General features: G+C 67.5%; 22 protein-coding genes. 7 read left to right on the top strand and 15 right to left on the bottom strand.

The window, feature by feature from the left end:
• Positions 1-76: 76 nt before the first annotated feature.
• From U858_RS0118490 to U858_RS0118480, 3 genes are all read right to left on the bottom strand, one after another.
• Positions 77-1,357, bottom strand: coding sequence for an arsenic transporter (locus U858_RS0118490; protein ID WP_025138641.1), 1,281 nt, complete (start codon positions 1,355-1,357; stop codon positions 77-79).
• A 71-nt stretch (positions 1,358-1,428) separates the two neighbouring features.
• Positions 1,429-1,935 (bottom strand): arsenate reductase ArsC, encoded by a 507-nt coding sequence (locus tag U858_RS0118485; RefSeq protein WP_025138640.1) that lies wholly within the window; start codon positions 1,933-1,935, stop codon positions 1,429-1,431.
• A gap of 15 nt (positions 1,936-1,950) precedes the next feature.
• Positions 1,951-2,307 carry a helix-turn-helix transcriptional regulator gene (locus U858_RS0118480; protein ID WP_025138639.1) on the bottom strand — a complete coding sequence of 119 codons (357 nt, stop codon included), beginning with the start codon at positions 2,305-2,307 and terminating at the stop codon, positions 1,951-1,953.
• A 71-nt stretch (positions 2,308-2,378) separates the two neighbouring features.
• Between U858_RS0118480 and U858_RS0118475 the strand changes: the two genes are divergently transcribed.
• From U858_RS0118475 to arsH, 4 genes are read left to right on the top strand one after another with little or no spacing between them, the layout of a single operon-like run.
• Complete coding sequence (locus U858_RS0118475) at positions 2,379-2,705, top strand: helix-turn-helix transcriptional regulator (protein ID WP_025138638.1); 327 nt, start codon at positions 2,379-2,381, stop codon at positions 2,703-2,705.
• Positions 2,702-3,778 carry an ArsO family NAD(P)H-dependent flavin-containing monooxygenase gene (locus tag U858_RS0118470; RefSeq protein WP_025138637.1) on the top strand — a complete coding sequence of 359 codons (1,077 nt, stop codon included), beginning with the start codon at positions 2,702-2,704 and terminating at the stop codon, positions 3,776-3,778. The genes U858_RS0118475 and U858_RS0118470 overlap by 4 nt, the downstream gene beginning before the upstream one ends.
• Positions 3,779-3,783: 5 nt before the next feature.
• Entirely contained in the window at positions 3,784-5,079 is a 1,296-nt protein-coding gene (locus U858_RS0118465) for an MFS transporter (RefSeq protein WP_025138636.1), read from the top strand.
• A gap of 38 nt (positions 5,080-5,117) precedes the next feature.
• Complete coding sequence (gene arsH, locus U858_RS0118460; protein ID WP_369797694.1) at positions 5,118-5,813, top strand: arsenical resistance protein ArsH; 696 nt, start codon at positions 5,118-5,120, stop codon at positions 5,811-5,813.
• Positions 5,814-5,819: 6 nt separating this feature from the next.
• Here the strand turns inward: arsH and U858_RS0118455 are convergent, their stop codons facing one another.
• The 9 genes from U858_RS0118455 to U858_RS0118415 form a co-directional block, all read right to left on the bottom strand.
• Positions 5,820-6,776, bottom strand: a complete 957-nt coding sequence (locus U858_RS0118455; RefSeq protein WP_025138634.1) for a tripartite tricarboxylate transporter substrate binding protein — start codon at positions 6,774-6,776, stop codon at positions 5,820-5,822.
• Positions 6,777-6,911: 135 nt separating this feature from the next.
• Complete coding sequence (locus tag U858_RS0118450; protein ID WP_025138633.1) at positions 6,912-7,334, bottom strand: nuclear transport factor 2 family protein; 423 nt, start codon at positions 7,332-7,334, stop codon at positions 6,912-6,914.
• Between the two features lie 8 nt (positions 7,335-7,342).
• Positions 7,343-8,572 carry an NAD(P)/FAD-dependent oxidoreductase gene (locus tag U858_RS0118445; protein WP_025138632.1) on the bottom strand — a complete coding sequence of 410 codons (1,230 nt, stop codon included), beginning with the start codon at positions 8,570-8,572 and terminating at the stop codon, positions 7,343-7,345.
• A complete protein-coding gene (locus U858_RS0118440) occupies positions 8,569-8,889 on the bottom strand; it encodes a non-heme iron oxygenase ferredoxin subunit (protein WP_025138631.1) in 321 nt (106 codons plus the stop codon). Before U858_RS0118440 ends, U858_RS0118445 begins: the two co-directional genes overlap by 4 nt.
• Before the next feature lie 2 nt (positions 8,890-8,891).
• Positions 8,892-10,160 carry an aromatic ring-hydroxylating dioxygenase subunit alpha gene (locus U858_RS0118435; protein WP_025138630.1) on the bottom strand — a complete coding sequence of 423 codons (1,269 nt, stop codon included), beginning with the start codon at positions 10,158-10,160 and terminating at the stop codon, positions 8,892-8,894.
• Between the two features lie 22 nt (positions 10,161-10,182).
• A complete protein-coding gene (locus tag U858_RS0118430) occupies positions 10,183-10,674 on the bottom strand; it encodes an aromatic-ring-hydroxylating dioxygenase subunit beta (protein ID WP_025138629.1) in 492 nt (163 codons plus the stop codon).
• Positions 10,675-10,709: 35 nt separating this feature from the next.
• Positions 10,710-11,810, bottom strand: coding sequence for a cupin domain-containing protein (locus U858_RS0118425; RefSeq protein WP_025138628.1), 1,101 nt, complete (start codon positions 11,808-11,810; stop codon positions 10,710-10,712).
• Positions 11,811-11,862: 52 nt separating this feature from the next.
• A complete protein-coding gene (locus tag U858_RS0118420) occupies positions 11,863-12,861 on the bottom strand; it encodes an ornithine cyclodeaminase family protein (RefSeq protein WP_025138627.1) in 999 nt (332 codons plus the stop codon).
• Positions 12,854-13,720: a fumarylacetoacetate hydrolase family protein gene (locus U858_RS0118415; protein WP_025138626.1), complete on the bottom strand. Its 867-nt coding sequence runs from the start codon at positions 13,718-13,720 to the stop codon at positions 12,854-12,856. The genes U858_RS0118420 and U858_RS0118415 overlap by 8 nt, the downstream gene beginning before the upstream one ends.
• A 219-nt stretch (positions 13,721-13,939) precedes the next feature.
• Between U858_RS0118415 and U858_RS0118410 the strand changes: the two genes are divergently transcribed.
• Both U858_RS0118410 and U858_RS0118405 read left to right on the top strand, forming a co-directional pair.
• Positions 13,940-14,671: a GntR family transcriptional regulator gene (locus U858_RS0118410; RefSeq protein ID WP_025138625.1), complete on the top strand. Its 732-nt coding sequence runs from the start codon at positions 13,940-13,942 to the stop codon at positions 14,669-14,671.
• Complete coding sequence (locus tag U858_RS0118405) at positions 14,672-15,748, top strand: type VI immunity family protein (protein ID WP_025138624.1); 1,077 nt, start codon at positions 14,672-14,674, stop codon at positions 15,746-15,748.
• A gap of 7 nt (positions 15,749-15,755) precedes the next feature.
• On the opposite strand, the gene U858_RS0118400 is transcribed toward U858_RS0118405, so the two are convergent.
• The 3 genes from U858_RS0118400 to U858_RS0118390 form a co-directional block, all read right to left on the bottom strand.
• Positions 15,756-17,072 carry an NAD(P)-binding domain-containing protein gene (locus U858_RS0118400; protein ID WP_025138623.1) on the bottom strand — a complete coding sequence of 439 codons (1,317 nt, stop codon included), beginning with the start codon at positions 17,070-17,072 and terminating at the stop codon, positions 15,756-15,758.
• A gap of 129 nt (positions 17,073-17,201) precedes the next feature.
• Positions 17,202-17,684: a MarR family winged helix-turn-helix transcriptional regulator gene (locus tag U858_RS0118395; protein WP_025138622.1), complete on the bottom strand. Its 483-nt coding sequence runs from the start codon at positions 17,682-17,684 to the stop codon at positions 17,202-17,204.
• An 89-nt stretch (positions 17,685-17,773) separates the two neighbouring features.
• Positions 17,774-18,739, bottom strand: coding sequence for a LysR family transcriptional regulator (locus U858_RS0118390; RefSeq protein ID WP_025138621.1), 966 nt, complete (start codon positions 18,737-18,739; stop codon positions 17,774-17,776).
• Positions 18,740-18,919: 180 nt separating this feature from the next.
• Here U858_RS0118390 and U858_RS0118385 point away from each other — a divergent pair, with 180 nt between their 5' ends.
• Positions 18,920-20,236, top strand: coding sequence for an MFS transporter (locus tag U858_RS0118385; protein WP_025138620.1), 1,317 nt, complete (start codon positions 18,920-18,922; stop codon positions 20,234-20,236).
• Positions 20,237-20,331 lie beyond the last annotated feature (95 nt).

The raw sequence follows: 20,331 nt of genomic DNA, 5'->3' as shown, positions 1-20,331 counted from the left end.
GCAAAGGGGCACAGTGTAAAGGCGGCGGTTCCGGGCCGGCGTGGCGCGCACTGGCCCGGCGTCCCGGTGGCCCATTCTATTGCAGCCGCAACGCCAGCGCCGCCAGGGTCGCCGCCAGCACCGGCAGCGTCAGTACGATACCCACCTTGAAGTAGTACCCCCAGGAAATCGTCGTGCCCTTGCGGGCCAGCACGTGCAGCCACAGCAGCGTGGCCAGGCTGCCGATGGGGGTGATCTTCGGGCCCAGGTCGCTGCCGATGACGTTGGCGTAGACCATGGCTTCCTTGACCACGCCGCTGGCCTGGCTGGCATCGATCGACAGCGCGCCCACCAGCACCGTCGGCATGTTGTTCATCACCGACGACAGGAAAGCCGCGATCAACCCGGTGCCGAACGTGGCCGCCCACAGGCCCTGCCCCGCCAGCGCGTTCAGCACATCGGCCAGCATCTGCGTCAGCCCGGCATTGCGCAGGCCATAGACAACCAGGTACATGCCCAGCGAAAACACCACGATCTGCCAGGGCGCCTCGCGCAGCACCTTGCGGGTGCTGATGACATGCCCGCGGCCCGCGACCGCCAGCAGGATGGCCGCGCCCGCAGCCGCCACCGCGCTGACCGGCACGCCCAGCGGTTCCAGCCCGAAGAACCCGACCAGCAGCAACGCCAGCACGATCCAACCCGCACGGAACGTGGCCGTGTCGCGAATGGCGGCGGACGGCGCCCTGAGCGAAGCGGCGTCATACCGCGCCGGGATGTCTCGCCGGAAATACAGCCACAGGACCCCCAGCGTCGCCGCCACCGCCACGACGTTCACCGGCGCCATCACCGCGGCATAGCGGCCAAAGCCGATGCCGAAGAAATCGGCCGACACGATGTTGACCAGGTTCGACACGATCAGCGGCAGGCTGGCCGTATCGGCAATGAAGCCGGCGGCCATCACGAAAGCCAGCGTGGCCGCGGGGCTGAACCCCAGCGCCACCAGCATCGCCATGACGATGGGCGTCAGGATCAGCGCTGCGCCGTCATTGGCGAACAGCGCTGCCACCGCCGCGCCCAGCATCACGATCAGGGCGAATAGCGCATGCCCCCGGCCCCGGCCCCAGCGGGCCACGTGCAGCGCGGCCCATTCGAAGAAGCCCGCTTCGTCCAGCAGCAGGCTGATGATGATGACGGCGATGAAGGTCGCCGTGGCATTCCAGACGATCTGCCACACCACCACGATGTCGGCCAGGTGCACGGCGCCCAAGGCCAGCGCCAGCGCCGCGCCCAGGCTGGCGCTCCAGCCGATGCCCAGACCACGGGGCTGCCAGATGACCAGGACCAGGGTGAACACGAAGATGGCGATGGCGGTAAGCATGAATACGTCTGTCGAAGATGAAAAAAAGGCGCGGCCGCGGCCGGCCGGCGCCCTGTGGCGGCATGCGTGCGTCAGGCGGCCGGCGGTTCGGCGCCGATCTGCTTGAGTTCGCGGTGGATCGCGGCCTTGTCCAGCGCGGCCAGCGGCAGGTTGGCGAAGATATTGATGCGCGCCGAGATCTGGCGAAACACCTTTTCGAACACCCGGCGCTTGTCGTCGTCGGACCCTTGCGCGGCGGCGGGGTCTTCAAAGCCCCAATGCGCCGAGATCGGCTGGCCCGGCCAGATGGGGCAGACTTCGCCCGCCGCGTTGTCGCAGACAGTGATGATGAAATCCATCTGCGGTGCGCCCGGCACCGCGAATTCGTCCCAGCTCTTGCTGCGCAGGCGGTCCAGCGGGTAGTCCAGCACGCGCACCTTTTCGATGGCGAACGGGTTGACGGCGCCGCCCGGGTGGCTGCCGGCGCTGTAGGCCTGGAAGCGGCCCTTGCCCAGGGTGTTGAGCAGCGCTTCGGCCATGATGCTGCGGGCGGAATTGCCGGTGCACAGAAAGAGTACGTGGTAGACCTTGTCAGCCATGATGAGAAAGAAGAATCAGAGGGGATCGGCGCGCCCCGCATCGGCGGGGGCTGGGGTACACGCCACCTGCGGCAGCACCGCGCAAGGCGCGCCGCCACAGCAGTTGTCGGTGAGATAAGCCAGCAGGTCGGCCATCGATTCGAAGCGGGCTTCGTAGATGACGAACCGCCCTTCCTGGCGGGATTGCAGCAGGCCGGCGTGCACCAGTTCCTTCAGGTGGAACGACAGCGACGACGGCGGAATGCCCGCTTTCTCGGCCAACTGACCAGCGGGCAAACCGGCCGCCCCGGCCTGCACCAGCAGGCGGAACACGGTCAGGCGCGATTCGTGGGCGATCGCGGCCAGGGCTTTCACGGCATCTTTCATTTCCATAATTCGACTGTATTGGAAATATCGAACAGAGTAAAGTTTTAATTGTTCAACAATAGTTGTAGTATTGCCGCATGGACAAAAACACCGCCGTCATCGTCTTCGAATCGCTCGCCTCCGGCGTGCGGCTGGACATCTTCCGCCTGCTGGTACGCGCCGCACCCGCCGGCTGCGTGGCCGGCCAGATCGCCGCCGAACTCAAGTTGCCGCCCACCAATCTGTCGTTTCACCTGAAAGCGCTGACCCAGGCCGGCCTGCTGACCGTCGAACAGGAAGGCCGCTACATGCGCTACCGCGCCGACACCGACCTGATGTTCAGCCTGGTCGACTACCTGACCGCGGAATGCTGCAGCGGCGTGGCCTGCACCCCGCTGCCGGCCGACCCGGACCCGGCGGCATGACCGCCCACCCCGACCGCCGCGCCGACGCCATCATCATCGGTGCGGGCCAAAGCGCACTGGCCACCGCCTACTTCGCCAGGCGGCACGCCCTTGACGTCGCCTTGCTGGACGCCCGCCCGCAACCGGGTGGCGCCTGGCGCGAGGCCTGGGATTCGCTGCGGCTGTTTTCCCCCGCGCAATGGAGCTCGCTGCCGGGCTGGCCCATGCCGGCAACGCCCGGCTATCCCACGCGCGACCATGTCGTCGACTACCTGACCCGCTACGAAGCCCGCTATGGTTTCGCCGTGCACCGGCCGGTGCAGGTGCAGGCGGTGCAGCGGCAAGACGGCGGCTTCGTCATCGAAACAGACCAGGGCCACTGGCACAGCCGCGCGGTGATCAGCGCCACCGGCACCTGGAGCAAGCCATTTGTGCCCGCCATCGATGGCGCGTCCACCTTTCGCGGCACGCAGACCCATTCGGCCCATTACCGTTCGCCGGCCCCTTACGCCGGCCAGCGCGTGCTGGTCGTGGGCGGCGGCAATTCCGGCGCGCAGATCCTGGCCGAACTCTCGCAAACGGCTCAAGTCACCTGGGTCACGCAGACGCCGCCGCAATTCCTGCCCGATGACGTCGACGGCCGCGTGCTGTTCGAACGCGCCACGGCGCGCTGGCACGCCCTGCAGCAAGGCCGGCCCGCCGACGACCTGCCCGGCGGCTTCGGCGACATCGTGATGGTGCCGCCGGTGCGCGAAGCGCGCGACCGCGGCGTGCTGCACGCCGTGCGGCCCTTCGTGCGCTTCACCCCCAGCGGCGTCGTCTGGCCCGACGGCCACGAATCCAAGGTCGATGCCGTCATCTGGTGCACGGGTTTCCGGCCCGCGCTGGACCCACTGGCGCCGCTGGGCGTGCTGGACGCCGACGGCAAGATCGCCCTGGAAGGCACGCGGGCAGCCGCCGTGCCGGGCCTGTGGCTGGTCGGCTATGGCGAATGGACCGGCTTCGCGTCCGCCACGCTGATCGGCATCTTGCGTACCGCCAAATCCACGGCCGCCGACGTCGCCGCCTTCCTCCAAGACTCCCCTACCCCCTGACCGCCATGACTTCGCCCCTGTCGTCCCGCCCGAGCCCGGGCGATCGCGCCGCGGCCCCGCCGCCCGACAAGGCCCGCGGCCTGATCACGGCGCTGGGCATCGGCCAGATCTGTTCGTGGGGGTCGCTGTACTACAGCTTTCCCCTGATCGCCGAGGCCATGGGCGCCGAACTGGGATGGAGCAAGCCGGATCTGTACGGCGCCGCCACGCTGGGCCTGGTCCTGGCTGCGCTGGCGGCGTTTCCGGTCGGCGTGGCCGTTGACCGCGGCCACGGCCGCTGGGTAATGGGCTTGTCGTCGCTGCTGGCCGGGGCGCTGCTCTTGCTGTGGTCGCAGGTGACGTCGCTGGCCGCGTTCTACGCGCTGGTAGCGGGCATCGGCGCATTGCAGGCGGCCACGCTGTACGAGCCGGCCTTCGCCGTCGTCGCGCGCCGCGTCGGCCCGGCCCATTCCCGTGCCGGCATCACGTCGCTGACGCTATGGGGCGGCTTTGCCAGCACGGTGTTCATTCCGCTGGTGCAGTGGCTGCTGACGCATTGGGGGTGGCGCGAGGCCCTGATGGTGCTGGCCGCCGTGAACGCGCTGGTGTGCGCCGGCGCCTACCTGCTGTTCATCCACCCGGCGCGCGACCTGCCGCCCGCCGCGGGCGCCACCGCCCAGACGCAGCGCGACCACAACCGCCAGGCCGTCCGGCAGGCGCTGCGCCGCCCCGTGTTCTGGGCCCTGCTGGTGTCGCTGACCGCCTACGCGGCGGCTTTCTCCGCCTTCACCTTCCATATGTATCCGCTGCTGCGCGAACGCGGGCTGGACACGGCATCGGTCGTGCAGGCCATTGCCCTGATCGGGCCGGCCCAGGTCGCCGGCCGCATCGTGGTCAGCCTGTTCGCCGCCCAGGCGTCGATGCGCGCCGTCGGGGCGGCCGTCGTCACGGTATTTCCGCTGGCGTTTGGCGCGCTGGCATTTCTGGGCGCCGATTTCCCCACCGTGGCCGCGATCTGCGTCGTCTACGGCGGCGCCAACGGCATATTCACCATCGTGCGCGGCATGGTCGTGCCCGAGATGCTCAGCCGCCATGCCTACGGCGCGATCAACGGCCTGTTGACCGTGCCCATGACCCTGGCCCGCGCCGCGGCGCCGGTCGGGGCCGCGCTGCTGTGGTCGGTCGGCGCGTCCTACGGCACCGTATTGAGCGCCATCGTCGTCGTGGCCCTGGTGCTGGCGGCCAGCTTCTGGCTCGCCGCCTGGTTCAGCCGCCCCACCGCCATTCCCTCTTTCCCATCCCCCCACCACCCTACACCGTGACCCACCCCGCTTCTCTTACAGACCTGACCCTGCCCAGCCTGGACGACACCCTGCTGGACACCCCCAACCATGCCCACCTGGCGCTGCACGGCGGCGCCACGCATCCGCCGCGCATCCTGCTGCTGTACGGCTCGCTGCGCGAGCGTTCGTACAGCCGGTTGCTCACCGAAGAAGCCGCTCGCATCCTGACCCGGCTGGGCGCCGAAACGCGCATCTTCGACCCCCATGGCCTGCCGTTGCCCGACGGCGCGCCGGCCGACCATCCCAAGGTGGCCGAGCTGCGTGCGCTGTCGCTGTGGTCCGAAGGCCAGGTGTGGTGCAGCCCCGAGCGGCACGGCACGCTCACCGGCGTCTTCAAGAGCCAGATCGACTGGCTGCCGCTGGAAACCGGCAGCGTCCGCCCCACCCAGGGCCGCACCCTGGCCGTCATGCAGGTATCCGGGGGATCGCAGTCGTTCAACGCCGTCAATGCCCTGCGGGTGCTGGGCCGCTGGATGCGGATGGTGACCATCCCGAACCAGTCGTCGGTGGCCAAGGCCTTCCAGGAATTCGACGACGCCGGCCGGATGAAGCCGTCGCCCTATTACGACCGGGTCGTCGATGTGATGGAAGAACTGATCAAGTTCACGCTGCTGGTGCGTGACCGCAGCGACTACCTGACCGACCGCTACAGCGAACGCAAAGGCGTGGCGCAGGAAGTCGCGCGGCTGGCGCGCGAGGCGATGGCGCCCTGAGTCCGATCAGTCGATGGCGGCGCCCGCGGTTTTCACGACCTTGCCCAGGCGGGTGTATTCCTCGGCGCCGAACTCCGCCAGCGATTGACGCGAGGTGGGCGACGGAATCGCCCCGCGCGATTCCAGCGCCTTTTTCACCTCGGGCTGCTGCAGCGCCTTGTTGACGGCGGCATTCAGCTTGTCCAGCACGGCAACCGGCGTGCCCTTGGGCGCGTACAGGCCGTCCCAGGCGAAGAACTCGTAGCCCTTCACCCCGGCCTCGCTCATGGTGGGAATATCGGGATTGGACGCGACGCGTTCCGGCGTGGTGACCGCCAGCGCGCGCAGCTTGCCCGCGGCGATCTGGCCCGACACGTTGGGCATCACGTCGATCAGGAAGGAAATCCGCCCGCCCATCAGGTCCGTCATGGCGGCGCCGCCGCCCTTGTACGGAATGTGCATGACCTTCAGCCCGGCCATCTGGTTCAGCAATTCACAGGCCAGGTGCGACGACGTGCCGTTGCCGGCCGAGCCACAGGTCAGTTCGCCAGGGTGCGACTTGGCGTAGTCCACCAGCTGCGCCAAGGTCTTGAAGCGCTCGTCGGCGCCATTGACCACCAGCGCCGCCGCAATCACCGTAAAGCGCGAGATCGGCTCGAAATCATTGGGTTTGTAGCCGGGCGACTTGTACAGCCAGTGATTGGTGGCCTGGGTGCCGTTGGTGCCGTACGACAGCGTGTAGCCGTCCGGGTTGGCGCGCGCGGCGATGGACGTGCCGATGTTGCCGCCCGCACCCGGGCGGTTCTCGACGATGATGGACTGGCCCAGCTCGCGCGACAGCGGTTCGGCCACCAGCCGCGCCAGCGTGTCGCCGCCGCCGCCGGCCGCGAACGGCACGACCAGCGTGATGGCGTGGGTGGGCCAGGCGGCCTGTTGCGCCGAGGCGGGGGCCGTCATCAGCCACGCGCCTGCGGCGGCCGTCATACAGATCAATAGTTTGGGGGTATTCACGAGGTTGTCTCCTTTGGGATGCTGTTGCGCGCGCCCGCGGCGTTTTAGGTGTATCGGGCACGCTCGTGTGATGCGAAAAAATCGGTTCGGTCGCTCTCCTGGATAGGGCTATTCCGGCGGCAGGTGCCGGCGGCTGCTCTTGTCGGCCAGGCGCCAGCCATCGGCCGTGTCCACCAGCACATCGCGGCATTCCCGAATGGCGGCCAGCCGCGGCGCCCCGTCCTGCGCTTGCGGCACGCTGTCGTAGGCGATCAGGAAATAGCCCACGGTGGCGCCGCGCTCGCCATGGTCCAGCAGGCGCAGGTTGGTGATGACGTGGCAGGTGCTGCGGTCCGGCGCCCGGGCATTGAGCGCGTCCAGCACTTCCTGGGGCCCGCATAGCCGCTGGCCTTGCCGCAGCCATACGCCGTCAGCGGCCATCAAGGCGGCGGCGGCGTCATGGCGGCGGGTGTCCAGCGCGTGGAAAAACGTCAGCACGACGGCTTCGCAGGCGGCCTTGACCGCGTGGGCTTGCTGGGAGGTGTGATCCATCATTCTCGTCATCCGATCTGGGCGCTGGCCAACGGCACGTCGGGCCGCTGTACCAACGCCGGGTCCAGGACTGCGCCCTGTGCAATCCATTTGCGCAGCTGGCGCAATTCCCGCGGGGCATCCACCGCCACGCCGGCCACGGCGCGGCCGGCGGCATCCAGCGATACCGACAGCAGCATCCGGCGATCGGCTTGCGGACGCAGCACCTCGCATTGCGCCAGCGCCGGAAACCCCACGATCTGCACCATGGCGCCGTACTGTTCCGACCAGACCGCGCCGGTTGGCGCATACGGAGCGGACTCGCCCAGCGCCGCCAGGGCCGCCGCCATGCCCTGGTCCTGGGCGTTCTGCCACGATTCCAGGCGCATCGCGTCACCGGTGGCGGGATGCGTCGACACGGCAACGTCGCCGGCCGCATAGACATCCGGCGCCGACGTGCGGCAATGCGCATCGACCCGCACGCCCCGGTCGCAGGCAATGCCGGCTTCGCGCGCCAGCGCATCGTTGGCGGCCAGCCCGACCCCCAGCACCACGGCGTCAGCCGTCAGCCGGGTGCCGTCGGCCAGCTCGGCGACCGGCCGGCCGTCGGGCAGCGTATGGATGGCCGACAGGCTGGCGCCCAGCCGCAGGTCGACGCCATGCGCCCCATGCAGGGCGGCCAGGTGGGCAGACACGCCGGGCTGCACGCTGCGGGCGCACAGGCGCGGCGCCTGTTCCAGCACGGTGACCCTGCTGCCGGCCTGGCGCGCCGTGGCGGCCACTTCCAGGCCGATCCATCCGCCGCCCACGATGACGACATGCCGGTCCGGCCCCAGCCGCGCTCGCAGCCGCAACGCATCGTCGCGGGTGCGCAGCACGTGCACGCCCGGGCTGTCCACGCCGGGCAGCGGCGGCACCACGGGCCGGCCGCCCATGCACAGGATCAGCTTGGCATAGCTGACCGAGGCGCCGTCTGACGTCTCTACCCGCTTGTCCGCCAGCCGCAGCCGCGTGGCGGCGATACCGGGATGGAAGGCGATGTCCAGTTCCGCCAGGCGCTGCGCCGAAAACAGTTCGGTGCTCTCGGCAGGCGCCTGTCCGCCCAGCACCGCCTTGCTGAGCGGCGGCCGTTCGTAGGGCGCATGCGGCTCGTCGCCCAGCAGCACCACCTGGCCGCCAAAGCCGCGGCCGCGCAGCGTAGTCGCGGCCCAGCCGCCCGCCTGGCCGGCGCCGACGATGACGATGGCGTCCGCGCTCACGTTGCTTGCGCCTTCAGGTAGACCGTATCGGCCTCGACGCGCACGTCGTAGCGGCGCAGGTCGGTCGTGACCGGCGGGCACTGCGGCTTGCCCGAGCGGATGTCGAACACGCCCTGGTGCAGCGGGCACTCGATCTTGCCGTCTTCGAGGTAGCCGTCGGCCAGGCTGGCATTGCCGTGCGGGCAGCGATCCTGGGTGGCGCAGATCTCGCCCTGCAGGTCGTACAGGCAGACCGCCTCGCCCTCGTGCACCACGCGCAGGGTGCCCGTGTCCGGCGAGATCTCCGCCAGCCGGGCGACAGGTTTCCAGATATCCATGGTCACAGCCCCATTGCCTTGCGGTAGTAGTCGTAGAAGGACCGGATCAGCACCTCGGTCACCATGTAGTCCGCCGGTTCCGTGTCGCGGCCGCCCATTTCGACGATGCCGCGCGCCTCGGGATACCCGGTCACGCCGATCTGCACCTGGTTCAGCATCTCGCTGTCGTCCATCGACACGAACCCGGCCGGCCCCAGCAGGTTGGCGTGCTTGAGCCGCAAGCGGGTCATTTCCTCATCGTCGTCCTCGTAGCCGTAATAGGTGAACACCAGTTCGTGCTCGGTGGGGCTGCGGGGAATGACGTGGCGGGTTTTCAGCGAATTCGCCTGGATGCCGAACTGGGCCGCCGGGAACACCCACGCGCCGCCCACCCGCCCGCGGTTGAACTCGGCGCGCGGCGTCACGGTTTCCAGGTCCAGCAGTTCCAGGTCGTCGCGAAAGCGGCTCATTTCGGTGGTGGCTTCCGTCTTTTTCTTGCCTTCGTTGTGCGACACCATGACGCTGTGCGCGCCGCCGCCGGTCGGAATGCATTCGGACTTCGAGTCCGCCCGCCACAGGCCGAAGGTGATGTAGAAGGTGTGCAGCAAGGTCGCGTGGTACGGGTCCTTCAGGTTTTCCAGGTACATCTTCCAGTTGCTGGGGATCAGCTGGCGGCTGTAGCCCAGCAGCTTGAGCGGCTTGCCCGGCAGCATGTGGTCTATCTCGGCCAGCACTTCCGGGCCGCAATAGTCTTCGAAGCTGGGGGCATCCTCGGAAAACGTGGCCCAGATCGAACCGCCGCGGTTCACGCTGCGCAGCTTGCGGATGCCGTTCTGCTTGGGGTCGAAGTCCTTGGGCATGCCGCCCTTGCCCATGGCGCCGCGGCGAAACGGCACCCCCTGCAGGTTGCCGTTCAGGTCGTAGTTCCACTGGTGGTAGGGGCAGGTGAAGTCGGTCACCTTGCCGGTGTTGTGCCAGCAGATCTGCGCCCCGCGGTGCGCGCAGCGGTTTTCCAGCACGCCGACTTCGCCGGTGTCGGTGCGCACCATGATCACCGGACGGTTGCCGATCCAGTTGCGCTTGTAGCAGCCCACGTCGGGCACTTCGCATTCCAGGCCGACGTAGTTCCAGGTCTGGCCGGCGAAGAACACGTCCATTTCCTTCTGGAATATGGCCGGATCGGTATAGACCCAGTTGGGAATGCGCGTGTAACCCTCTTTGGGCCAGCGGCGTTCAAGATGAATGGGGGCCGCGGCAGGCGTGTCCAGCACGGCGGAGTCGGAACAGGTCATGGCAGGTTTCCTTGCAGCGGATTCAAATGGGAACGATCAACGACGTGCGCACGCGATAGTTGTCGTACACGCAGTCGCGCCGGTTGATCGCAATACCGTCCGGCGTGACGCGCAGCACGTCCAGGTAGCGGCCGACCATGTTCAGGGTCGGCTCGCGGTCGGACAGCGACTCCATCACGGCGAAATTGGCCTGGGACACGATGTGCTCGCCCTGCACGTCCATCACACGCACGCCGCTGATGAAATGGCGCAGCGAGCGCGGCTCGAACATGGTGGTTTCGCACAGCGCGGTCACGCGGTCGCGCACCATGTTGCGATTCATGCAGTAGATCAGGCCTAGCGGCAGGCCCGCATCGTGGTTTTCGCGGGACAGCACGCGGTAATGGCAGTCTTCGGTGAAGAAGTCCGGCCATTGCTCCAGCCGGCCTTCGTCCAGGCAGAAGGCGTAGTCGTCGTAGAAGTCCCGCAGGCGCGCGCGCAACGACGGCGCGTCGGACAGTTCAGTCAGGGTCATGGTGGGTCCGGGTGTCGATTCGTCGGGGCGCGGGGTCAAGAGGCGGCGGCCAATTGCGCGCGGTTGCTTTCAAAGCCGCTCTGGCTGCCCAGCGCCAGGATGGGTTCCTGCATGCGCTCTTGCCAGATCAGCGATTCCATCGCGATCTGCAGCGGGTGGTCTTGCACGGTCAGCGCCGACGTGGTCTCGGTGCCCGAGTGGTGCGAGTGCATAGCCCAGCCGGGGGCCGACAGGATCAGGTCGCCCGCCTTCCAGTCCAGCCGCACGCCATTGACCTTGCTGTAGCCATTGCCACGCAGGTAATAGTTGATGGCCGACGAACTATGGCGATGCGGCACATGGTGGTTGTCGGGCGGCGACGACGAGATGGTCGCGAAAAAGCTGTGCGTGGTGCCGATGCGGCGTTCCGTCGCCGGGTTGTACAGCACGAAGAGGCGGCGGCCGTTGTAGCCCCGCGCCATGTCCTCGACCGTGGGCAGGTGGCGCGACACCGCCTGCCAGGGCCAGTACAGCGCCTTCGAGTCCAGCACGTCGATGTCGATCAGCCATTCATAGCCCAGCAGCCACGCGCCCTCGGGCGTGATCTGTTCGCGCAGCGCCAGGTCGCGCGACCGGGCGGCGTCCGGCGCCCGCGGCGGCGCGGGCCGGGTATTGGCGTCGGCCGGCGGCACGGCACCGTCGAACTCTTCGACGTAATGGATCTCCAGCTTTTCCAAGAGAGGCGCGTTGGAATAAGACAGCCGCACCCAGGGCGTCTTGCCCTCGTTGCGATACGAATGCACCTGCATGGCGGGCGTATTCCAGACGTCCCAATGGCCCACGCGGATGTCGCGGCCCGCCACCGTGGCCACGCCTTCTCCGCTGATACAGATTTCCAGCATGTTGGAGTTCTTGCGCAAGTTGAAGCTGCGCTCGCCCGGGTTCACCACGTTGATGGTGACGTCCGTGCCGGGGGCCAGACCCAGGCCCGGCGCGCTCGCCTCGGGATGGGTGATGAGCGAGGCGCGGCGGCCGTTGTCCGGCCGGGGCGCGTCGATCAGGCGTGCGATTTCCAGATCGATGTCCTCTTTGGGGATCACGATCGACGGCCATTTGTTCTGTTCCCGGGGCGCCGCCCCGCTGACGTCGACGAACATGCTTGTCTCCTCTTGCCGCCGGCGTCGGCGGTCTTGGTTGATTGAATGCGGATCAGGGCTGCGCCAGCAGCAGGTTTTCGCGGGTCTGGGGCGGCAGCGCCAGGCCCAGGTCCTGGTCGCGGGCGTGCTCAAAGACCACCCGGGCCATCGCCAGGTCCGACAGGCCCATGCCCATGCCCTTGAAGATCGTCAGGCGGGCGTCCGAAGGCCGCGCCAGTCCCTGCGCCAGCCAGTCGCTCAGCACCGTCACGCCCGGCCACGGCGCGCCGTCGGCACCAAAGCGCTCGCGCAGCTCACGCGACCCGCGGCGGGCGTTTTCCAGGTCGTCCACCACCACGCCATCGGCGCGCTCGAACACGTCCTGGGTGAACTCGGCCTTGCTCGGCAGGATCGCGCCCACCGCGTTCAGGTGGCGGCAGTCCGCCAGCCGCGCCGCGTCCACGAACGGGTCGACGGCGCGCGTGATCAGCGTGACGATCTCGGCGCCGGCCAGGGCGTGTTCCAGCGTGTCCGACGCCTGGATGTCGAAGGCATACTTGCCCGCCACGCTGGCCACGAAGGCGCGCCGCTTCTCGGGCGTGGGGCTGTAGACGCGGACCTGGCGCAGCGGACGCACCGCCGCCAGCGCGGCCAGCTGGGTGACGGCCTGCGGACCGGTGCCGATCAGCGCGGCGCAGGTGGCATCCGCCGGCGCCAGCGCCCGGGTGGCCACGCCGCTGATCGCCGCCGTGCGCAGCATGCCCAGCGCGCGTGCCTCGATGATGGCGCGCAGCGCGCCCGAGCCGGCATCGAACAGGCTGAACAGCGATCCCCCGCCCGCCTTGGTATGTACCCAGGTCTTGAAGCCGGCATAGCCTGCCGCGCCGGTCTGCACCGAACCCAATGCATGCATTGAGCTGCCGTCGCCCCACGTGGCCAGCGTCTTGGGCAGATTGCGCGCCTGTTCCCGGCCCTGCGCGATCAGCATGTCGTGCAAGGCGTCGATGGCCCGGGGAATATCCAGGACGGACACGACATCGCGTTCCGTCAGGTACCGCAGCGCATCAGCCATGCGCGTCTCCTGGTTGCGCGGCGGGTTCGTCCGCCACGATATTGCTCAAGATGCCGATCCCGGGAATTTCCACTTCCAGCCGATCGCCCGCCGCCAGAAATCGAGGCGGCTTGCGGCTGGCACCCACGCCTTCCGGCGTGCCCGTGGCGATGAGGTCGCCGGTGGACAGCGGGGTAAAGGCGCTGATGTAGGCGATCAGCTCGGGAATGGGAAAAATCAGGTCCGACACGTCGCCGTGCTGCATGACTTCGCCGTTCAGCCGCGAAATCACTTGCAGGCGGGCGGGGTCGCCGATCTCGTCGGCGGTCACCAGCCAGGGGCCGATCGCCCCGCTGCGCTCGAAGTTCTTGCCCGGCGTCACCTGGGCGTTGTGCTTCTGGAAATCGCGTACCGAGTTCTCGGCCATGCAGGTGTAGCCAGCGACGTGCGACAGCGCATCCGCCGCGGCGATGTGGCGCCCGCCCCGGCCAATCACCACCACCAGTTCGCCTTCGTAGTCGAACTTGTCGGATGCGCGCGGCTTCCACACGGCTTCCCGGTGGCCGACCACGCTGTCCGCGAACCGCGGAAACAGCGACGGGTGCGCGGGCAGCTCGCGTCCGGCCTCCTGTACGTGGCGGCCGTAGTTCAGCCCCACGCACAGAATCTTGCGGGGCGCGGGCACGGGCGGCAGCCATTGCAGGTGCGCCAGCGCAATACAGGACCGGCCCGGCGCCTGGGCGGCCTGCGCGATCTGCTCGGGGCCGGCCGCCAGCGCGGCAATGACGTCGGGCCATACGGGGGTCAGCACCACCACTTCGGTGCCGCGCAACACGCCCCAGCCGGGGCGGCCTGCGTGCAGGAAGCTGATCAGCTTCATCTTGTCTCCTGGGCTTTTGCAGTGCCCGACGGCATGCAATTGAGTTTTCTTTGCATGCATTCAGGCGTTTATTTGCGCCTTGAACGCTGTTTTTCTGGATTATTGCATGCAATTTTGATTAATCGCAAGACGGAAATCCAAATTCTCTTCCCGATTGCATGCAATTTTCTGGGTACACTGGAGCCCCCCTTTCAGACAATCTTCAGCCGACGCTCCGCTATGGCCGCACAGATCGACAAAGTGATTTCCGAACTTCGGGACATGGTGCTTTCGGGCGCCTTGCAGCCCGGAGAACGCGTGGTCGAATTGCAGTTCTCCGCCCGCCTGGGCGTGTCGCGCACGCCGCTGCGCATCGCGCTGACGGAACTGGAAAAGGAAGGCCTGCTGGAACGGCTGCCGTCCCGGGGCTTCCGGGTGCGGGCGTTCACCGTGGAAGAAATCGGCGACGCCGTGGATGTGCGCGGCGTGCTGGAAGGCATGGCGGCCCGGCTGCTGGCCGAGCGCGGCGCATCCGAGGCCGTGCTAGCCCAGTTGTCCGAAGCCGTCGAAGAAGGCCGCGCGCTGCTGGCGCCCGCCAGGCGCGATCCCAACACCACCGTCGACGCGCGCGCCTGGGGCCAGATCAACCGGCGCTTTCACGAAATCCTGTGCGAGGCCGCCGGCAACCGCGCCCTGCTGTCCGCCTTGGAACACAACAACAAGACCCCGCTGGCCGGCCCCGCCGCGCTGACGCTGCCGTCCACCCCTTCCCTGCTGGAAACGCCGTTTGTGCTGCGGGCGCAGGCAGACCACGAAGACCTGCTGCGCGCCATCACCCGGCGCGAAGCCGTACGCGCCGAAAACCTGATGCGCGAACACGCCTACCGCAGCCGCGAGAACAAGCGCGTGCTGCTGGAATCGCTGCGCGGCGCGTCAGCGGCGCGGCCCTTGCTGGCGGACAATGCGGCGTAGATGAACCCGGAAGCCTTTGCCGCCACGCTGCGCGAGAACCCGAAGGGGCTACCGTTTCCCGGCGGCCTGCTGATGCGCGGGGGTCCACAAGACTATGTGGGCGCCGTGGTCACGGTCACCGGCACGCTGTACTTCGATGGCGGCTTCACGCTCGCCAAGCGGGCCGCGATTGCCCAGTGTTTCGATGATTACCTGGCCCAGGCCGGCGACGTATTCACCTGGCTGTGGCGCGGCGAACCTCCTTCCGGCCCGCCCTGCCTGCGCTACGCCAAGGCGCCCGCCATTCGCGACTGGTTCAATGCCCTCGACGAAGACGAAGAGATCGATTTGAGCTACACCAGCGGCGCCAAGCGTCAGGACGCCGGGCCGTATGCCTTCTGTGTCGATACCGCGCCTGCCTGGGAGGTCAAGAAACGCCCGCGGCTGGACGTGCTGCGCTTTGCGCTGCCGTTTGCGAAAGTCGTCGAACAGCCTCAGGCATTTCAACGCCTGTTCGTGGCCTTCGCCCGCCGGCTGCACGCGTTTCACGGACACGGCGGCTTCGGCTTCGTGCTGTCGCCTACCGAATGGAACAGCAGCCAGCCGACCGAGGCCGTCGTGTCCGACCAGTTCCGCGGCGTCGATGTCGGCGCGCCGGTATTTTCCGCCTCCAAGCTCAAGCGCGACACCTTCAAGACCGTTTCCTGGCTGACGGCGCTCAATCACGATATGGTCGAGCAGGTGGGCGGCTTGCATACGCTGCGCTCGGCGCTGCCCCCCGACTGGTTCGCGTTCTACGACTACGGCACAGGCATCGTGATACAGGCGGGCAATGAACCGGATACCGCCGCGACATTGATCGACCCCAAGCCGCCCCAGTATGTGCTGCCCAATGCCGCGCTCAAGGCACTGAGAAGTTCAGAGCCCGGAATACATTTGGCAGCCAGCGCGGCCGGAGAGCCGCGTCTGACCGGCGTCAAGCGCGAGGCCTGGCTCCAGCGCTTCGACGTGACCGACGATGAATTGCTGGATGCCAAGGCCCGGCTGCTGGACACGCCACGGCTGGATCAAGTCCATACGCTGGACCGCACGCAGTGACCGTCCCCTAGCCCTGCCGTCCGCTCGCGCATGCGGTGGTGCCGCACCCCGATCCGCGTTCGGCCACCGCGTCAGGCCGGCGAAACTGCGTGTGGCAGACGCCGGTTTCGGGCAACACCAGCTCGACTCGCCCGGCGGCCTCCCAGTCGCCCGCCAGGGCCGCTGCCACCGAGCGCACCTGCTCGTAGCCCGTCCACATCAGGAACGTCGGCGCCCTGCCGTAGCTTTTCATGCCCACGACGTACAGTCCGTCTTCGGGATGCGACAGTTCCGCCGCACCGTGCGGCCGCACGGTACCGCAGCTATGCACATTCGGATCGATCAGCGGGGCCAGCCGGACCGGGCTTTGCGTAGCCGGATCCAGTTCCAGGCGCAGTTCGGACAGCAACCCCAAGTCGGGCCGAAAGCCCGTGGCCACGATGACTTCGTCCACCGGCGGCAGAATCTGGCTGGCGGCATGCAGGCGCAACCCTTCAGGCGATTCGGCGACCCGGTCGACATGAACGCCGGTATGCAGCGCGATCTTGCCTTCATCCAGCAGACGCCCGATCACCAGGCCCAGCTTGCCGCGTTCCTGCAATTGGTCGTTCTTGCCCCCGCCCAGGATGCGTTCGAGCGATACGCCGCGAATCGCCCACAACACCTGAGTGCGTGGCTCGGCGACGGCAAGTTCGGCCAGGTCGTGAAGCGCGTTGAACGCGGAATGGCCGCTGCCCAGCACCAGCACGCGTCGGTTCGCATAGCGCGGGCGCGCAGCGCCCAGCACGTCGGGCACGCCGTAGGCGATGCGGTCCGCCGACGCCATTTCGCCCAAGGCAGGAATTCCGTGCGTACCCATCCAGTTGGGCGTTGCGTAGGTGCCGGACGCATCGATCACCGCCCGCGCCAACACGTCCCGCTCGCCCTCGGGGCCCGCCACCCGCAACACGAACGGCGCCTGCCCGCGCTGCGCAGTGCGCATGACGTCGTGACCCGCGCGGCTGACCGACACCACGCGGCTGTTCAGGTGCAGGCGCTGGCGAATCGGCGCTACCTCGGCGAGTGGCCACAGGTACTGCGTCAACAGGTCTCGCCCTGTGGGATACGCGTCGGCCGGCGGCGCCACCCAGCCCGTCGGCGCCAGCAATGCCGCGGCCTTGGCATCGATGTTGAAGCTCCACGGGGAAAACATGCGCACATGGCCCCAGCGGCCGATGCTGGCTCCTGCCGTGGCGCCAGCTTCGAACACCAGGGGCGCAAGCCCCCTGTCCAGCAAATGGGCCGCGGCAGCCAGGCCGACGGGCCCTGCGCCGACGATTGCAATGGGTAGATGATCCATGCTCATGATTGACACCTCTTCTTTCAAGACACGTGGGGGGATTCCCACTATTAATTGGTACTAACAACTATTTGATTGAAAAAAATGCCGCGCTTGCGCCACGGCGGACCTGCAACGATTCTGCTTTGGGATGCGTTATTCAGCCGGGCGGGTCGCCTGGGCGCCGCAGCGCGCCTGCGCCGCGCGGGTCAGCTGGCCGAGTAGATCCAAGGCGCCGTCCAGAACCTCGGGCGGCATGTGTTCGATCATGGCGGCCTCTTCGGCGACCAAGTCCGCGCGGATGGTCTGGTACAGCGCCCTGCCCTTGGCGGTAGGCGCCAGTTGCACGGCGCGTCGGTCGGCGGCGTCGGCCACCCGCGTGACATAGCCTTTGCGTTCCAGCGAATCGACCACCCGGCTGGCGGTGCTTTTATCCAGGAACATCTCTTGTGCCAGCGACTGCAGCCGCAGCGGGCCTTGCTTGACCAGCGTTTCCAGCGCATAGCACTGTGCCACCGACACGTCGTAGCAACAGATGCGGTCGCGATCGCGAAACTGATGCACCCGGATCAGTTGATTGACGGCTTCGTAAAGGGCTTCCGCGTCCTGGGTCGCGCTGCGCTTGCGGGTGAGGCTCATGGCTGAATGAACGGTCAACGAATTATTAGTTGGTAGTAGCAACATTATTCGTTGTGTTCCGGGCTGTCAAGCCCCTGGCCTGTCCGCACCTACGCGGTCGCCAGCCGTTCGGCCATCGAATAGCGGTCGATGTAGTCGCGGAAATGCTTCAGGAAGACGACTTCGGCCGGCGTGTGCTGGGCGTCGCGGTGCCACAGCAGATGCAGGTCCACCGAGCACACGCCCTCGCCCGGCGGCAGCCGCCACAGGCGGCCTTGCGCCAGGTCTGCCTGCACACTGTGTTCCGGCAGGCAGCCGATGCCAAAGCCGGCGATCAGCAGCCGCTTGACCTCATCGTGATGCGTCGACGACGCGACAATGCGGCCTGAAAACCCGCGCTGGTCGCGAAAGATAGTCAGCGGCGACAGGCTGTCGCCCAGGGCGTCGCTGGCAAAAGACACGAAATTCTCGCCCAGCAGGTCTTCGATGCGGATGTCCTGACGCCCGAACAGCGCGTGGTTGCGGCCGCAGAACAGCGCATAGCGTTGTTGCAGGAAGACCTTGTGATCCAGCCGTTTGGGCATCTGCCGGCACAGCGCGATGCCGGCCGTGGCCGCGCGCTGCTGGACCAGGGTGCTGATCTCGCTGCTGGGCAGCACGTCCATCTGCACCTCGATGCGCGGATGCACGCGATGAAAGTCCGCCCAGAAGTTGTCGTACACGGTGGAGTGGATGCGGCTGGCCACCAGCAGGTGGATGCGCCCCACTTCGGCCACGTCGGTCTGCGACACGTGGGTCAGCAGGTGCGACACATTGCCGTGTATGGCTTCGGCCGCGCGGCAGACTTCTTCGCCCGCGTTGGTGACGGTGAACGCGGTGTTGTGGCGTTCGATCAGCCGCCGCTGCAACTGGTCTTCCAGGCGCTTGAGCGCCTGGCTGACGGCGGACTGCGTCAGGTGCAGCTTGGCGGCGGCGCCGCTGATGCTGCGTTCCTGGACGATGACCAGGAAGGTGCGCAGCAGGTTCCAGTCCAGGCGTTCGCCGGGGCGGGTGGCCAGGGGAGTCGTCGAGGGCATCAGGGCGTTCCGCGGTAGGCGACGGCGGCGGCCAGGCCCGGGAAGTGCCCTGCAGCGCCAGCAAAACCGCCATACATAAACAAAATTTAAGTTAATTATTATAAAACATAAATTGACGTTATATGGCGCCGGAAGCGATAAACCGCCTTCGAACATCCATACCCATACAAGGAGAAACCCATGGCCGCTCCCGCCAGCCCTGCCCCGCAACGGCAACCGGTTCGCGCCGCCACCGCCGCCTTCGTCGGCACCACCATCGAGTGGTACGACTTCTACATCTACGCCACCGCCGCCGCACTGGTTTTCGGCAAGGTGTTCTTTCCCACTGCGGACCCGTTCGTCAGCACCATGGCGTCGTTCGGCACCTTTGCCGCAGGCTTCCTGGCCCGGCCGCTGGGCGGGGTGATCTTCGGCCACCTGGGAGACCGCGTCGGCCGCAAGAACGCGCTGATGGCAACGCTGGTGATCATGGGCCTGGCCACGGTCGGCATCGGCCTGTTGCCCAGCTACGCCAGCGCCGGCCTGTGGGCGCCCGCCCTGCTGTTGCTGCTGCGCCTGGCCCAGGGCCTGGCCGTGGGCGGCGAATGGGGCGGCGCCGTATTGATGGCCGGCGAACATGCGTCGCAACGCCGCCGCACCTTCGCGGCCTCGTTCGCCCAGCTGGGCAGCCCGGCGGGCCTGATCCTGTCATTGCTGGCGTTTCGCCTGCTCACCACGCTGGACGAAGCCGACTTCGTCAGCTGGGGCTGGCGCGTGCCCTTCCTGATCAGCGCCGTGCTCTTGCTGGTGGGGTATTTCATCCGGGTCGGCGTCAATGAATCGCCCGATTTCGCCAAGGTGCTGGAACGCCAGCAGCGCGCCGAGGTGCCCGCCAAGGAAGTGCTGCGCACCGCCTGGCGCACCGTGCTGCTGTGCATGGGCGTGTGCACGGTGGCAATCGGCGGCATCTATTTCACCAACACGTTCATGCTGTCCTACACCACCCAGACGCTGGGCCTGAACCGCGCGCTGATCCTGGACTGCCTGTTCGTGGTCGCGATCATCCAGTTCATCGTGCAGCCCGTGGCGGCCTGGCTGGCCGACGTGGTGGGCACGGCGCGCGTGCTGATCACGGCGGCCCTGTTCTCGGTGTTTGCGCCCTACCCGATGTTCATGCTGGTAACGCGCGGCGACGCCTTCAGCATCATCGCCGGCATCGCGATCGTGCTGGTCTTCATGGCGGCCATCTATTCCGCCATGGCCGGCTACATCAGCTCGGCCTTCGCCACGCATGTGCGCTATTCCGGCATTTCGCTGTCGTACCAGCTGTGCGGCGCGGTGGCTGGCGGGCTGACGCCGCTGATCGGCACCTGGCTGACGTACCACTACCCGGGCCAGTGGCTGCCGCTGGCGATCTTCTATTCGGTGCTGTCGGCCATCACGCTGGTGTCGATCTGGGCGCTGGCCGGCCACAAGCGCCGCCTGCGCCTGGACGCGGCGCACGCCGCCGCTGCCTGACTGGCGACCCGAGCGGCTGCCCGAGCGACGGCCCGAACAGCCGCTTGGGGCCGCCGCCCTTTGATCATTGCTTTTCACCGTTCAAGGAACCCCGC

It is taken from the genome of Achromobacter sp. DH1f (assembly GCF_000633435.1).
Lineage (GTDB): Bacteria > Pseudomonadota > Gammaproteobacteria > Burkholderiales > Burkholderiaceae_B > Achromobacter > Achromobacter deleyi.
Note: the sequence above shows the minus strand (reverse complement) of the source record. Positions and strands in the feature narration are given on the sequence as shown.

Coding starts and splice junctions, on each gene's coding strand:
- U858_RS0118475 (WP_025138638.1), top strand. CDS start 2,379: ATGGACAAAAACACCGCCGTCATCGTCTTCGAATCGCTCGCCTCCGGC.
- U858_RS0118385 (WP_025138620.1), top strand. CDS start 18,920: ATGGCCGCTCCCGCCAGCCCTGCCCCGCAACGGCAACCGGTTCGCGCC.
- U858_RS0118395 (WP_025138622.1), bottom strand. CDS start 17,684: ATGAGCCTCACCCGCAAGCGCAGCGCGACCCAGGACGCGGAAGCCCTT.
- U858_RS0118455 (WP_025138634.1), bottom strand. CDS start 6,776: ATGACGGCCGCCGCAGGCGCGTGGCTGATGACGGCCCCCGCCTCGGCG.
- U858_RS0118490 (WP_025138641.1), bottom strand. CDS start 1,357: ATGCTTACCGCCATCGCCATCTTCGTGTTCACCCTGGTCCTGGTCATC.
- U858_RS0118435 (WP_025138630.1), bottom strand. CDS start 10,160: ATGACCTGTTCCGACTCCGCCGTGCTGGACACGCCTGCCGCGGCCCCC.
- U858_RS0118390 (WP_025138621.1), bottom strand. CDS start 18,739: ATGCCCTCGACGACTCCCCTGGCCACCCGCCCCGGCGAACGCCTGGAC.
- U858_RS0118480 (WP_025138639.1), bottom strand. CDS start 2,307: ATGGAAATGAAAGATGCCGTGAAAGCCCTGGCCGCGATCGCCCACGAA.
- U858_RS0118400 (WP_025138623.1), bottom strand. CDS start 17,072: ATGAGCATGGATCATCTACCCATTGCAATCGTCGGCGCAGGGCCCGTC.
- U858_RS0118465 (WP_025138636.1), top strand. CDS start 3,784: ATGACTTCGCCCCTGTCGTCCCGCCCGAGCCCGGGCGATCGCGCCGCG.
- U858_RS0118420 (WP_025138627.1), bottom strand. CDS start 12,861: ATGGCTGATGCGCTGCGGTACCTGACGGAACGCGATGTCGTGTCCGTC.
- U858_RS0118410 (WP_025138625.1), top strand. CDS start 13,940: ATGGCCGCACAGATCGACAAAGTGATTTCCGAACTTCGGGACATGGTG.
- U858_RS0118485 (WP_025138640.1), bottom strand. CDS start 1,935: ATGGCTGACAAGGTCTACCACGTACTCTTTCTGTGCACCGGCAATTCC.
- U858_RS0118425 (WP_025138628.1), bottom strand. CDS start 11,810: ATGTTCGTCGACGTCAGCGGGGCGGCGCCCCGGGAACAGAACAAATGG.
- U858_RS0118470 (WP_025138637.1), top strand. CDS start 2,702: ATGACCGCCCACCCCGACCGCCGCGCCGACGCCATCATCATCGGTGCG.
- U858_RS0118415 (WP_025138626.1), bottom strand. CDS start 13,720: ATGAAGCTGATCAGCTTCCTGCACGCAGGCCGCCCCGGCTGGGGCGTG.
- U858_RS0118450 (WP_025138633.1), bottom strand. CDS start 7,334: ATGGATCACACCTCCCAGCAAGCCCACGCGGTCAAGGCCGCCTGCGAA.
- U858_RS0118430 (WP_025138629.1), bottom strand. CDS start 10,674: ATGACCCTGACTGAACTGTCCGACGCGCCGTCGTTGCGCGCGCGCCTG.
- U858_RS0118440 (WP_025138631.1), bottom strand. CDS start 8,889: ATGGATATCTGGAAACCTGTCGCCCGGCTGGCGGAGATCTCGCCGGAC.
- U858_RS0118405 (WP_025138624.1), top strand. CDS start 14,672: ATGAACCCGGAAGCCTTTGCCGCCACGCTGCGCGAGAACCCGAAGGGG.